Source organism: Pectobacterium actinidiae (assembly GCF_000803315.1).
Classification (GTDB): domain Bacteria; phylum Pseudomonadota; class Gammaproteobacteria; order Enterobacterales; family Enterobacteriaceae; genus Pectobacterium; species Pectobacterium actinidiae.
Window position 1 is genome coordinate 2,103,879 of sequence record NZ_JRMH01000001.1, and the last position, 12,763, is coordinate 2,116,641.

At 48.3% G+C, this 12,763-nt stretch carries 13 protein-coding genes and 1 pseudogene; 3 read left to right on the plus strand and 11 right to left on the minus strand.

Annotated elements, in window-relative coordinates; translation table 11 throughout:
- Positions 1-2: 2 nt before the first annotated feature.
- The 5 genes and pseudogenes from KKH3_RS08860 to KKH3_RS08880 all read right to left on the minus strand — a co-directional run.
- On the minus strand, positions 3-908 hold the full coding sequence (locus tag KKH3_RS08860; protein WP_010299968.1) for a carbohydrate ABC transporter permease: 906 nt from the start codon (positions 906-908) through the stop codon (positions 3-5).
- A complete protein-coding gene (locus KKH3_RS08865) occupies positions 901-1,791 on the minus strand; it encodes a carbohydrate ABC transporter permease (RefSeq protein WP_010275610.1) in 891 nt (296 codons plus the stop codon). Before KKH3_RS08865 ends, KKH3_RS08860 begins: the two co-directional genes overlap by 8 nt.
- A 45-nt stretch (positions 1,792-1,836) precedes the next feature.
- A complete protein-coding gene (gene pelW, locus KKH3_RS08870; protein ID WP_039358263.1) occupies positions 1,837-3,468 on the minus strand; it encodes a pectate disaccharide-lyase PelW in 1,632 nt (543 codons plus the stop codon).
- Positions 3,469-3,742: 274 nt separating this feature from the next.
- The gene (gene kduD, locus KKH3_RS08875) at positions 3,743-4,504 is read right to left on the minus strand and encodes a 2-dehydro-3-deoxy-D-gluconate 5-dehydrogenase KduD (protein ID WP_010299965.1); all 762 of its coding nucleotides are present in this window, start codon (positions 4,502-4,504) and stop codon (positions 3,743-3,745) included.
- 83 nt (positions 4,505-4,587) lie between these two features.
- Positions 4,588-4,797: pseudogene (locus tag KKH3_RS08880) on the minus strand (5-dehydro-4-deoxy-D-glucuronate isomerase); the annotation flags it as partial.
- 308 nt (positions 4,798-5,105) lie between these two features.
- Here KKH3_RS08880 and KKH3_RS08885 point away from each other — a divergent pair.
- Positions 5,106-5,438, plus strand: coding sequence for a cupin domain-containing protein (locus KKH3_RS08885; protein ID WP_010275594.1), 333 nt, complete (start codon positions 5,106-5,108; stop codon positions 5,436-5,438).
- 109 nt (positions 5,439-5,547) lie between these two features.
- On the opposite strand, the gene hxpB is transcribed toward KKH3_RS08885, so the two are convergent.
- Positions 5,548-6,213, minus strand: a complete 666-nt coding sequence (gene hxpB / locus KKH3_RS08890; RefSeq protein ID WP_039358269.1) for a hexitol phosphatase HxpB — start codon at positions 6,211-6,213, stop codon at positions 5,548-5,550.
- Between the two features lie 186 nt (positions 6,214-6,399).
- Between hxpB and KKH3_RS08895 the strand changes: the two genes are divergently transcribed.
- Positions 6,400-6,948: a YniB family protein gene (locus KKH3_RS08895; RefSeq protein WP_039358273.1), complete on the plus strand. Its 549-nt coding sequence runs from the start codon at positions 6,400-6,402 to the stop codon at positions 6,946-6,948.
- Positions 6,949-7,032: 84 nt separating this feature from the next.
- Here KKH3_RS08895 and KKH3_RS08900 read toward each other — a convergent pair whose 3' ends face one another.
- From KKH3_RS08900 to KKH3_RS08920, 5 genes are all read right to left on the minus strand, one after another.
- Complete coding sequence (locus KKH3_RS08900; protein ID WP_039358276.1) at positions 7,033-7,893, minus strand: fructosamine kinase family protein; 861 nt, start codon at positions 7,891-7,893, stop codon at positions 7,033-7,035.
- Between the two features lie 270 nt (positions 7,894-8,163).
- Complete coding sequence (locus KKH3_RS08905; RefSeq protein ID WP_039358279.1) at positions 8,164-9,021, minus strand: metal ABC transporter permease; 858 nt, start codon at positions 9,019-9,021, stop codon at positions 8,164-8,166.
- Positions 9,018-9,881, minus strand: coding sequence for a metal ABC transporter permease (locus KKH3_RS08910; RefSeq protein WP_039358283.1), 864 nt, complete (start codon positions 9,879-9,881; stop codon positions 9,018-9,020). The genes KKH3_RS08905 and KKH3_RS08910 overlap by 4 nt, the downstream gene beginning before the upstream one ends.
- Positions 9,881-10,771, minus strand: coding sequence for a manganese/iron ABC transporter ATP-binding protein (locus KKH3_RS08915; protein WP_039358285.1), 891 nt, complete (start codon positions 10,769-10,771; stop codon positions 9,881-9,883). The genes KKH3_RS08910 and KKH3_RS08915 overlap by 1 nt, the downstream gene beginning before the upstream one ends.
- The gene (locus KKH3_RS08920; protein ID WP_039358288.1) at positions 10,768-11,682 is read right to left on the minus strand and encodes a metal ABC transporter substrate-binding protein; all 915 of its coding nucleotides are present in this window, start codon (positions 11,680-11,682) and stop codon (positions 10,768-10,770) included. Before KKH3_RS08920 ends, KKH3_RS08915 begins: the two co-directional genes overlap by 4 nt.
- Positions 11,683-12,629: 947 nt before the next feature.
- On the opposite strand from KKH3_RS08920, the gene KKH3_RS22260 reads away from it, so the two are divergent.
- Entirely contained in the window at positions 12,630-12,746 is a 117-nt protein-coding gene (locus KKH3_RS22260; RefSeq protein ID WP_139338652.1) for a DUF2627 domain-containing protein, read from the plus strand.
- Positions 12,747-12,763: the final 17 nt, after the last annotated feature.

Below are 12,763 nucleotides of genomic sequence, written 5' to 3' on the forward strand. Positions count from 1 at the left end.
TATTAACCTTTAATTCCGCTGCTGGTCACGCCTTGTACGAAGTAGCGCTGTGCCAGGAAGAAAACAATAATGGATGGCAGAATGGAGATGCTGGACATGGCCAGAATTTCATTCCACGGAGCGCCTTCAGTAACGTCGATAGACATTTTCAGCGCCAGCGCAATCGGATATTTATCCACGCTATAGACATAAATCAGCGGACCGATGAAGTCGTTCATTGACCACATGAACTGGAACAGCGCAACAGAGATGATGGCTGGTTTCAAAATCGGCACGACCACATACCACAGCACCTGGAAGGAGTTACAGCCATCAATCTGGGCGGCTTCTTCCATATCACGTGGTACACCACGCAGGAACTGGATCAGCATGAACACAAAGAAGCCTTGTGTTGCAAACGCGACTGGCAAGTACAGTGGCAGATAGCTGTTCAGCATGCCCATTTCACGGAACATGAGGTACTGCGGAATCAGCAACACGGTGCTTGGCAGCAGCATGGTGGCAATCAGCGTGGCAAACCAGAAGTTCTTCCACGGAATGTCAAAGCGAGCGAAGCCATAAGCCACAATGACCGAGGAAATAACGGTCAGAACCACTTTCGGAATCACATACTGGAAAGTGTTAATCATGTAGTGACCGAAATTGTATTCCGTACCGGTTTTCCAACCGTTAACGAAACCGTCCCAGGTGGCATGAGCAGGCCACAGACCCAACGTAGTGAAAATCTCATGGTTAGGTTTGAACGATGCTGAGAACATCCACGCCAGTGGATAAAGCATCAGTAAACCAACGAACAGCAGTATCACGTAACGGATAGCGGCACTGAGTTTTTCTTTACGCAGCGTGCGGCGTACTTCTGCAGCAGCAACTTCTTGTGCTGTAGTCAGGTTTGAATGCATGTCAGCCATTTTTTCCTCCTTTATCAGCGGAGTAGAACACCCAGTATTTCGACGACTTAAAGGAGATAGACGCAAATACTGCAACAACCAGGAACAGAACCCATGCCAATGCAGCACCGTAACCCATATCGAAATACTTGAACGCCGTATCGTAGATATAGAGCGAGAACAGATAGGTGTAGTGCGTTGGACCGCCGCCAGTAATGACGTAAGGTGCCGTAAACTCCTGGAATGCCTGAGTGGTCTGCATGATAAAGTTAAAGAAAATAACTGGCGTAATCAGCGGTACCGTTACTTTCAGGAACATTTGCCATTTGGATGCACCGTCGATCATCGCCGCTTCATACTGAGATTGCGGAACGTTCTGCAATGCAGCCAGGAAGATAACCATGGCGGAACCGAACTGCCATACGCGCAACAGCGTGACCGACATCAGTGCCAGCGACGGCTCACCCAACCAGTTGATGGCATCAAAGCCAAACACGCCGAGGAAGCTATTTAACAAGCCATCGATAGCGAACAGTGCACGCCACAGAACGGCGATTGCCACGCTACTGCCCAGAATAGAAGGCACATAGTAAGCAGTACGGAAGAAACCGATACCACGTAATTTGAAATTAAGTACAAACGCAATTAACAATGCGAAAATTAATTTCAATGGAATGGTCAGAAATACATAGGCAAAGGTAACGCCCATTGATTTCCAAAAGAGATCATCCTCGATGAACATACGGTGATAGTTTTCTAGCCCCGTAAATTCAGGCGGATTTATCAAATCATACTCAGTAAAACTGAGGATAAATGACGAAACAAAGGGGAAAGCGGTAAAAACTATCAGCCCTATAATATAGGGGGAGATATAGGCTAACCCCAGCATTCTGTTTTCATTCATAATGCTTACCTATTGATTAATTGTGAACCATTAAAAAACATAAAATTAAGCTGTTAATAACTCTGGATAAATTAATTCCACGTCATAAACAATTCTATTTTCCCCATTAACGTGAAAATCCCCGTGAACATATCCACCTTGTGTCAGATACTGCGGGATATCGTTTAATTTGTTGCGACAAGCGGCAACGAAAGTCAGTAAAGCCAACGGATAGGTATCATCCAGACGAACATAACGATGCTGTGCGGAGCGAACGAACAAACCACGATGGAAATGTTGTTCAAACAGAACGCCAGCCAATTGCGCGGCGTAATGTGCCCAGGATTCTGATTGTTTGTGATCGGCCAGTTCGATAACGGCCAACAAAAGTACCGGGCTGGCGATGTGCTGAATCTCTTCTTTGTTCAGCCGCGTCAGCATGGTGTTAACCAGTGCATACAGGTCCTCATCACCGCTTAGACGATAAGCACGAACCAGCGGTAATAAATAATCACCTTCTAATGCAAACGGTTTTAATTCCGTACCCGCTTTACCGTAATAGCCATCGCGTTTAAAACGGTAACCTGTCATGTCCTGGCCGTTGTTCCACATCGGGCGCAGTGTATTGCTGGTGACATCGTAGGCGTACTGATAGTAATTTTTTAACCCTGAAATAACCCAGTTCAGCATTTCTGCATCAGGCTGCGTGCGGAGAATATCCAACATTGCCAGTGGGTTATCAATCAGCAGTGGGCGCATATCACGGAACAACACATTGGCTTCACGCGCGATTTCGCCGAACTCTGGGCCAAACTGGCGTTGAGCACGATCGCCAAACCAGGACTGCGTCTGGTTATCGTCTTCTGGCACCGGCTGGCGCTGCTGTGGTGAACTGAACTGATACACCGGCATACCGGTTTCTGGGTTGCGAGCCAAAACGTATTGGCGATAAAGATGCTTACCCCAGGCCGCGGCGTGACTATCGCCCGTGTACTCTGCGTATTTGAACGCGGCATAAATCAGGTCTGTGCCAGCATTAACAAACGTCAGCCCCTTCGTTAATGGCAGAACAGGCCACTGTGCCGGATCGACGACATCATGGCGGGCATGCAGGAAAACATTCGGATCGCGTTTTTTGCTGTAATCACCATGACGACCCAGATCCAGTGAATCCCAGTCTTCGACGTGTGCGTTCCAGAAACCCTGAAAGAAATTCAGCGTCTTTTCCGCATTAACGCGATGCAACAACGCGTAATAGGGCAGGTGGTGTTTTAATTCATGCACCTGAGCTTTGGATTCTGGCCCTTCGCCTGCGAGCGTATCCAGATTAATAAAGCGGTGACCACCCCAGAAGAACAGGCCGCTATTATCATCAACGAAATGATCCAGAAAATATTCGCTTTGTGCGATAGCCTGTTGTTGGTAACTATCATTACCTGTAACAACGCTCATGGCGCATAGCGTTCTTAGCCAATTTTGCTGGCTGGCAAAATTAGAAATAGGGGCGCTATGTCCATCCGGGAATTGCCACATCGCAGGCGCATAATTTTCCACATCAAAACCGTCAGCCAATAATAACGTCGGCTGACTTTGGCTGCGGCCTTTATCCTGAACGCAGGCAATGTGGCTATCGAGTGCTGCAACCCATTCGTCGAGCTGCGATTTTCTGCTGGTGTATAAGTTTTCAAAAATACTCATGGAGTACCTTCTTATGGAACCGTGGGAACAGTTCCTTATAAATAGAAACACTGTTTTGATTGATTATATTGCGCTATTAACCTTGTCGTCATGCACGCAATATCGAAAGTGTGATCAAAGTCGGAACGTTGTTTTGATTTTTTTTTAAGAAAGGATTTTGACAGGAGAAAGAATCATGAAAAACGAAATAACAACTTGAAAAACAAATAAAAAGCACAACCGAAATTGTGCTTTTTATCGCAGATTGGCGAAATGCCGCTAAGAAAAACTGCGCTTAGCGAGCCAGCCAGCCACCATCAACGGCAATCGTGTAACCATTGATGTAGTCGGATGCGCTGGATGCCAGGAAGACGGATGGGCCCATCAGATCCTGTGGTAAACCCCAACGGCCAGCTGGGATACGATCCAGAATTTCTTTGCTGCGTTCTTCATCGGCGCGCAGTTGCTGGGTATTGTTGGTAGCCATATATCCCGGAGCAATTGCGTTGACGTTGATACCGTGTTTTGCCCACTCGTTCGCCATCAGACGGGTTACGCCCATAACTGCGCTTTTTGATGCGGTATAAGAAGGTACGCGGATACCACCCTGGAAGGACAGCATAGACGCGATATTGATGATCTTGCCGCCTTTACCTTGTTTGATGAACTGGCGTGCAACGGTCTGAGACATAAAGAAAACGCTCTTAATGTTCAGATTCATTACGTCGTCCCAGTTTTTCTCGCTGAAGTCGATCGCATCTTCACGACGGATGATACCGGCGTTGTTGACCAGAATGTCAACGTGACCAAATTCAGCAACGGCTTTCTCGACCAGCTCTGCATGACCAGAGACATTGCTCATGTCGGCAGTCAGGCTCAGGAAACGACGTCCCAGTGCAGTGACTTTTTCGATAGTGTCTTTCGGTTCAACGATGTTGACGCCGACGATATCACAACCTGCTTGTGCCAGACCGATAGCCATGCCTTGACCCAAACCCGTATCACAACCCGTGATAAGAGCAACTTTACCTTGCAAATCAAAAGAATTTAAAATCATATCTGTAATCTCTCTATAAGCGACAAAATACTTAGTCGTTAGCTGTTACTGTAGGGAACACCGGTAATTCCGGCTGAAAGCGATTAACGTAACTCGCTAACCTTGACGTGATCCATGTCACCGAAAACCTGATTCTCGCCAACCATGCCCCAGATAAAGGTGTAGCGTCTGGTGCCAACACCGGAATGAATCGACCAGCTCAGTGACATCACCGCCTGCTCGTTTTTTATTACGCTATGACGGGATTCCTGTGGTTGACCCATCATATGAAAAACGGCCATTTCATCATTAACCGCTCTTGGTGAAAGCGCCGGGCGAAACAGATGATGTTGCGTGGCAGTGACAACGTCACCTATTCCTCAACCTGCCCGGTTCTTTCTTGTTATGCCGGATGATAGTTTGGATGGGATGTGAATTCAATAAAAATGAAATAATGTTTTATTTATTTCTTGAGGGCCGTCATGGTTTTGCTTATTTTATGTTTCTTCTGGTACTGATGTGGCTAAAATGTCGCAATCCATAGTCATACACTCGTTGTCGTGCACGGTTTGTTGACGCAATAGAAGGTATGGGCAATAAAAGCGTTAGAGGAGAGATGCTGATGAGAAGATATTTTATTGATGATGAAACGCCATGGGAAGAGCTGGGCGGTGGCATTAAACGTAAAATCATGACCTGGAGCGATGAGTTAATGATGGTTTACGTGCACTTTGATAAAGGTGCGATTGGTACACCGCACTTCCATGAGATTCACGATCAGATTGCTTATGTTGCCGCTGGCAGCTTTGAAGTCGTGATCGAAGGTGAGAAACGTATCCTGAAAACTGGCGACGCTTATCTGGCCGTGAAAAATGAAATGCACGGCGTGGTTTCGCTGGAAGACGGCAGCGTCCTGATCGATGCTTTCTCGCCTAAGCGAGCTGATTTCCTGTAATGCCTCAACGCGCGGTCAGTCTATTGGCTGACCACGCTTTCGTTATATCCCGCGATGTCTGTTTTTCTATTCTTCTACTTCTTTATTCCTCATTCCTACACCTGAATTTCTAGACTACGTGCGCGGTGGCCAGCTGATTCAGGGAATCCAGCTTATAGTCTGCCAGCGCCCAGCGAGCGTCATCGCGGAACTCAGCCTGTGGAATAACGATTGAACGCATGCGTGCCGCTTTGGTTGCGATCATGCCGTTTACCGAATCTTCCAGCGTCACACATTGTGTTGGAGGAACGCCGAGTCCGTTTGCTGCATTCAAATACACCTCTGGATGAGGCTTGCTATACGGCAGCGTCTCGGCTGACATGAGGACATCAAAGTAATGTTCCAGGTTAAACATGCGCAATACCTGCTGCTGCATGCGGAGCGGCGAAGCGGAAGCCAGTCCAATTTTGAGATTCTGTTCACGACACAGTTGCAGCGCATGTTCGACGCCGGGCAGGAGGGGGCGCTGTTCGGCAACCAGTTCAATCGCACGATCGATAATACGGCGGACAACCTCGTCCCGCGTTGGTGTCGCCCAGGGAGAACGCTGATACCAGAGTTCGACCACCATATCGATGCGTAAACCCAGAGTATCTTTCATGGATTCTCGTAGTGAAATGTCTACGCCAAGTGAGGCGATAACCTCCAGTTCGGCCTTGTCCCACAACGGTTCTGAATCAATGAGCAGCCCATCCATATCGAAAATCGCCGCTCGTATAGAAGAATCAAAAGGCATACCACGGGCTCCGTCAGCAAAGGAAAAGAAAATTTACTGATAAACTATACCTTAATAAGTCGAGTTGCAGGGGACTACTCAGGCGATGCAGGAGATAAAGTGTTGACTGTGCGTAAAGTTACAGTAGGCTACCCGTCGTACTAAAACGATACATTACCGATGTTGCGTCGCTAAGAAGGGGTTCTCATGACGTATCAACAGGCTGGCCGTATTGCCGTCGTTAAACGCATTGCCGGATGGATCCTTTTTATTCCCGCGCTGCTTTCAACCTTCGTCTCGCTGGCTAACTATCTCTATGCTTATACCCAGAAAAAACAGGGTATTGATGCTGTTCTTCTGGATTTTGTGCACCTGATGGTCGACATGGTGCGCTTCAATACGCCTTTCCTGAATATTTTTTGGTACAACTCGCCGGTACCGGATTTTACGCGTTTTTTCAGTGGGGCGACGCTGATGTTTTGGCTGATCTACATCCTGATTTTTATTGGCCTGGCTTTACAGGTTTCGGGCGCCCGGATGTCTCGTCAGGCTAAGGCCATAAAGGAAGGCATTGAAGATCAACTGATTCTGGAAAAGATGAAAGGTGATGGTGGGAACACGCGTGAGACGCTGGAATCACGTGTTATTGTTCCTGGACACACAATTTTTGTGCAATTCTTTCCGCTTTATATCTTGCCGGTGATTATCGCAGGTATTGGCTATCTGGTACTACGTTTATTAGGGTTACCAGTCTGATTGACGCTCTGGCGCAGCCGTTGCGCCAGAGCGGTATTCTTCTCACCTTAGCCCAAGACTCTCATATTAACGCAACCCTTAGCCTTAGATTAAAAGCTGTCGCTCAATGAGCTGTTGCGCTTCAACAATATGTTTGCCGCCGAAAAGATTGGCGCGGTTAAGCAGATAATAAATCTGGTAAATGGGCTGGCGATCGATAAAGCCTTTATCCAGCGGCCACACACTCTGGTAACCATCATAAATCTGTGGGGGCAGGGCTGGATAGCGTGGCAGCATCGCTAAATCACATTCTCTGTCCCCCCAATAGCAGGCCGGATCGAACAGATAAGCGCCATCCTGACCATTCGCACAGTTCTCTGGCCATAGGTCTCCGTGCAAGAGCGACGGCTGGGGCTGATGCCCTGCCAGACGTTCCTCAACGCGTGCGATTAGCGTTTCAATATGACCAAAATGCATCCCTTTTTCTGCTGCAAGCTGTAACTGCCAGCCAATACGCTGTTCGGCAAAAAAAGTCGCCCAGCGCCGCTGCCAACTGTTTGGCTGAGGCGTTGTTGAGAGGTCGTTATCGAAATCCAGTCCAAATTGCGGCTGCTCGCTCCATTGATGCAGGCGTGCTAACTGTTCGCCCAGGCACCAGGCGCTGTGTGCATCTAACGGTTTGACGGGCAGATATTGCAGAAGCAGGAAGCTGTGTTCGCGGGAGCTACCGACGCCATAGACGGCGGGTACACGCACCGTATTGCTGCGGCTCAGCAAGTGAAGCTGATCGGCTTCAGCAGTGAATTTAGCCAGCATTTCACGACTATCGCATTTTACGAAAACGTCATGCTCGCCGTAGCGGACATACCAGGCTGGATGTATTTCGCCGCCGGATAATTCGCGACGCTCCTGAATATCCGCAGTACCGTGATGCTCTTCCAAAAGTCGGCTGATAGCTTGCCACATAAGGTCATCCTCCCGTTGATGTTGCCCGATACGATGCTGTTCACTGAGGTGGTACGTTTACGGTAACCCATTGAGCGTAATAAAAATGGAATCTACAGCACAGTGATAACCGATAGGCCGAGATAACGAGAAACAAGTATAGTCGGAATTAAAAATAGCGGAGTTAGGATGACGCTCAATCCGTTAGATAAGGCAATGAAATCGCGTATGAATGACGTAACCGACGGCTGTTTTTCGGTTACGTCATGCTAAAAGGTTGGGACAAGGGAATTACAACGCGTCGGTGACGATCTGAGATGCCGCCTGACGACGTTGTTTAAGCTGGTGGTAAGTCAGCGCCAGCGTGAAGAACAGCGCCTGAACGATAACGATGCAAGGACCGGTTGCGCCATCAATATAGAAACTGATCAGCGTACCGGCAACACAGGAAATGACAGAAACCAGCGTAGCAACAAGCACCATGCGCTCAAAACGTTTACAGACCATGAAGGCAATAATGCCTGGTGCAATCAGCATCGCGATCACCAGAATAACGCCGACGGCCTGTAAGGATGCGACAATCGTCATCGCCAACAGGCTTAGCAAGCCGTAGTGCAGCAGCTTAACAGGCAGGCCGATAACGCGGGCATGATTGGGATCGAAGCAGTACAGCATGAAATCTCGGCGTTTTAACAAGATGACAGCCAGCGTGACTCCGGCAATCAGTAAGATTTGCGTCAGCTCTTGCTGAGTGATGCCCAGCACGTTACCAAACAGAATATGGTTCAGGTGCTGATCGGTATCGATGCGCGCAAACATGACTAGCCCCAGCGCAAACATGCCGGAAAAGATGATCCCCATTACCGTGTCTTCTTTGACCCGGCTGTGTTCTTTCACGTATCCCGTCGCTACCGCACAAAAAATACCAGATACAAAAGCCCCGATGACTAATGGGATCCCCAGTAAAAACGCGACAACGATACCAGGCAGCACAGCATGGGAAATGGCATCCCCCATGAGCGACCAGCCTTTCAGCACCAGATAACACGACAGCACTGCGCAGACCGTACCGGTGACGACGGCGGCGAGTAACGCACGCTGCATGAACGGATAGGACAGGGGATCGATGAGCCAGCTAATGAGCGTCATAATGCATCTCCTGATTGATCGCGTAACCGTAGACGGCGCGATGCCAGTAATCCATGTTTGGGTGCAAAGACAAATGCCAACAGGAAGATGACGGTTTGCAACGTGACAATCACGCCGCCGGTTGCACCATCAAGGAAGAAGCTCAGGTAAGCCCCGACCGCGCTGGTGATCGCCCCCAGTGCAATAGAAATCATGACCAGACGACCAAATCGGTCGGTGAGCAGGTAAGCTGTGGCACCCGGTGTAATTACCATCGCGATCACCAAAATAGCCCCGACGGTTTGCAACGCCGCGACGGTACAGGCACTCAGCAGCGTAAAGAACAGAATTTTCAGCTTCAGCGGGGAAAGGCCAATGGAACGAGCATGGTTCTCATCAAAAAAGACGGCCAGCAGATCTTTCCACAGCAGGCAGAGAATCACGAACGTTACGCCGATGATGATTTCAACTTGCAGAATATCTTCGTCGGCAATGCCCAAAATATTGCCAAAAATGATGGATTGCACGTTAACCGATGTCGGGTTGAGCGAAATAATTAGCAGGCCGACAGCGAAAAACGTTGAGAAAATAAAGCCGATAATTGCATCTTCGCGCAATCGGGTAATATGACGGATGAGTGTCATGGCCAGCGCGGCAAGCATGCCGGTAAAAAATGCACCAGCCGCATAGGGCAGGCCTAGTGCATAGGCTCCTGCGACGCCGGGGACGACGGAGTGAGAGAGCGCATCGCCCATCAGCGACCAGCCTTTCAGCATCAGGTACGCTGAAAGAAAAGCACACACGCCACCGACAATCGCGCTGACCCAGATCGCCTTGACCATGTAGTTATAGCTGAATGGCTGCAACAGGATATCGATCATCAGGGCTTTTTCTCCTCCGGTACAGCGCGTGATGCAGGAGGATCGCTCTTGGTCGACCCATAGAACACAGCCGGACGCTCATCGTCTGTTAACACCGTCACCGAGCGGACATCGTCATCATCGTGAAGATGCGATCCCCCGAGGTTGATGTGCCGCAGAACACCACCGAACGTTTTCTCCAAATTGCTTTGGGTAAAGGTGCTGTGCGTCGGCCCTGCGGCTAAAACGGTGCGATTGACCAAAATAACGTTGTCACAAAACTCAGGAACGCTACCGAGGTTATGAGTTGCCACCAGAATCAAATGCCCTTCATCGCGCAAGGTGCGAAGCAGGTCGATAATGGCATTCTCTGTTTTAACGTCTACGCCGGTAAAAGGCTCATCCAGCAGCAACACGCTGCCTTGTTGAGCGAGCGCCCGCGCCAGAAAGACGCGCTTTTTCTGTCCACCGGACAATTCACCGATCTGGCGATGTTGCAGCGTTGATAGCCCGACGCGCTCCAGCGACTCCGCCACAATAGCGCGGTCTTGTTTACTGGGAATGCGTAGGAAATTCATCCTCCCGTAGCGTCCCATCATGACCACGTCGGAAACCAGAACGGGAAAATTCCAGTCCACGTCTTCTGTTTGTGGAACATAAGCAACCAGATTCTGTTTCAGCGCCTGATAGATTGGTTGCTGATTGAGCAGGACCTGCCCTGAGGTTGGCTTGACCAACCCCATGATGCTTTTGAACAACGTCGATTTTCCACTGCCGTTTACGCCAACCAAGGCGCAAATTGTGCCGCCAGTCAGGGAAAAAGAGGCATGGCGAATAGCCTGATGCCCGTTGCTGTAAGTAACCGAAACATCATTGACTTCTAATGACTGTACGGCTCGATCACGACTCATTGATTAAATCCTTTAGCGATGGTTTCCACCGTCACTTTTAACAGATCGATATAGGTCGGCACGGGGCCTTTTTCTGTAGACAGTGAATCAACATACAGCACGCCGCCATATTTCGCCCCCGTTTCTTTACTGACCTGTTTTGCCGGCTTATCGGAAACGGTGCTTTCGCTGAATACGACAGGGATAGCCTTCTCACGTACGGTATCGATAACCCGACGCACCTGCTGCGGTGAACCTTGCTCATCGGCATTGATTGGCCAGAGATAGACTTCATTGAATTGATAGTCTTTTGCCAAATAGCTGAACGCCCCTTCACTAGTGACTAACCAGCGTTGCTGTTCTGGGATACGGGCAAGACGCTCACGTAGCGGCGTATCAAGAGCCTTAATTTTTTCTGCATAGGCTTTGGCGTTACGGTTATACGTCTCTGCATTGGCGGGATCGGCTTGCACCAAACCTTTACGGATATTTTCGATATAGATTAATGCATTGGAGGGAGACATCCAGGCATGTGGGTTCGGGTTGCCATTATAGGCGCCTTCGCGGATAGGAAGCGGCGTGATACCTTCCGTCACCACAACGGCTGGTACATTTTTCACGTTCTCGAAAAAGCGCGTAAACCAACGTTCGAGATTCATGCCGTTCCACAGCACCAGCTGTGCGGACTGTGCTTTTACAATATCACGTGGTGTCGGTTGATAATCATGAATCTCCGCACCGGGTTTGGTGATGGACTCAACCGTCGCGGCATCGCCTGCAATATTCTGTGCGATATCCTGAATAATGGTAAAGGTCGTGATGACTTTAAGCTTTTCAGCCGCCTGAGCAGAAGTGCTGGCTAGAAGCAGTAAAGCGCATGGCAGTGCCATACGGCGAAACAGGGCAGGTAAATGAGCGTGAAAACCAATCATGCGGATATCCTTACAAACCGTGAAAGTGTTATTTGAGAATAATTATCAATATCATTTAAGTCAAGAGGCAGAGAAGGGCGGGAGGTGAATATTGGAAGGTGTCTCATGACACAAGAAATCACTGTTCGCAGGCACGTCGCACGCGCTTGCGTGGGTAAGGAACGCATCATGCTCCTTTGATAACAGAAATGTTGCTTTAATTTAATGAATCGTACTTAAGGTTACAACGAAAGTCTAACGGTAACGGTAGTGTACTGTCGCGCAACTATACATAGCTATACACATGGTGAAATTTACGCCAAAAGAAGAGAAGAACCTGATACATCCTTAAGAAAATACCGACGACTGCCGATAAACCATAAAGAATGTGAGAGATGTCTCTATTTTAGACAAAAGGGTTGTAAGTGATATGAGCACAAAATCAGAACGACGTTGGAAACTGGCGAGTGTAGTCTTATTGGTTTTTTTGGTGGCGTTATTAGTGTTGCTGGTTCAAAGCAGTTAATTCCTAACGTGACGAAATGTTAGGTTATAAATAATTTCTATTATGTAATGTATTAATGCAACAGATACAGATAGCATAAAAATGACAATCGATTTTAAACATTGATATAAGTGTGATTGCGGATGATCACGCCAGTGGTTAATGGTCAATATACTTTCATAACAGAACGCCAATTATAGCTTTTTGTTATGATTGCCGATGTCTCTGTGCCAGAAATGCGACGGTTGTCGCGTATTTTTTGCATAATAGAATCTGAAGTGTGTTTATTGTGTCGGGGCAAAAGCCGCCTGTGAATATAAGTGTCAGCGAGCATTATCGTGTATTAATGAATCAGGGATGACGTGAATTTGTGCGGCGTGTCCATGACTGGCAAAAAAGGTCTTGCCATCGTTTACATAGTGTGTAATAACGCTTCTGGGTAAAACGAGGTACAGTTCTGTATATGAATGGCATTTTCAGTAAAGAAGACTTAAGTACAACCTTTAGTGTTGCATTCTGCTTCTCTGCCGATCCTTATCTTAGTGCCTCAGGCAGTAACGACTTTGGTTTGTCTGTATAACGCCTTTTGGGCGGTTT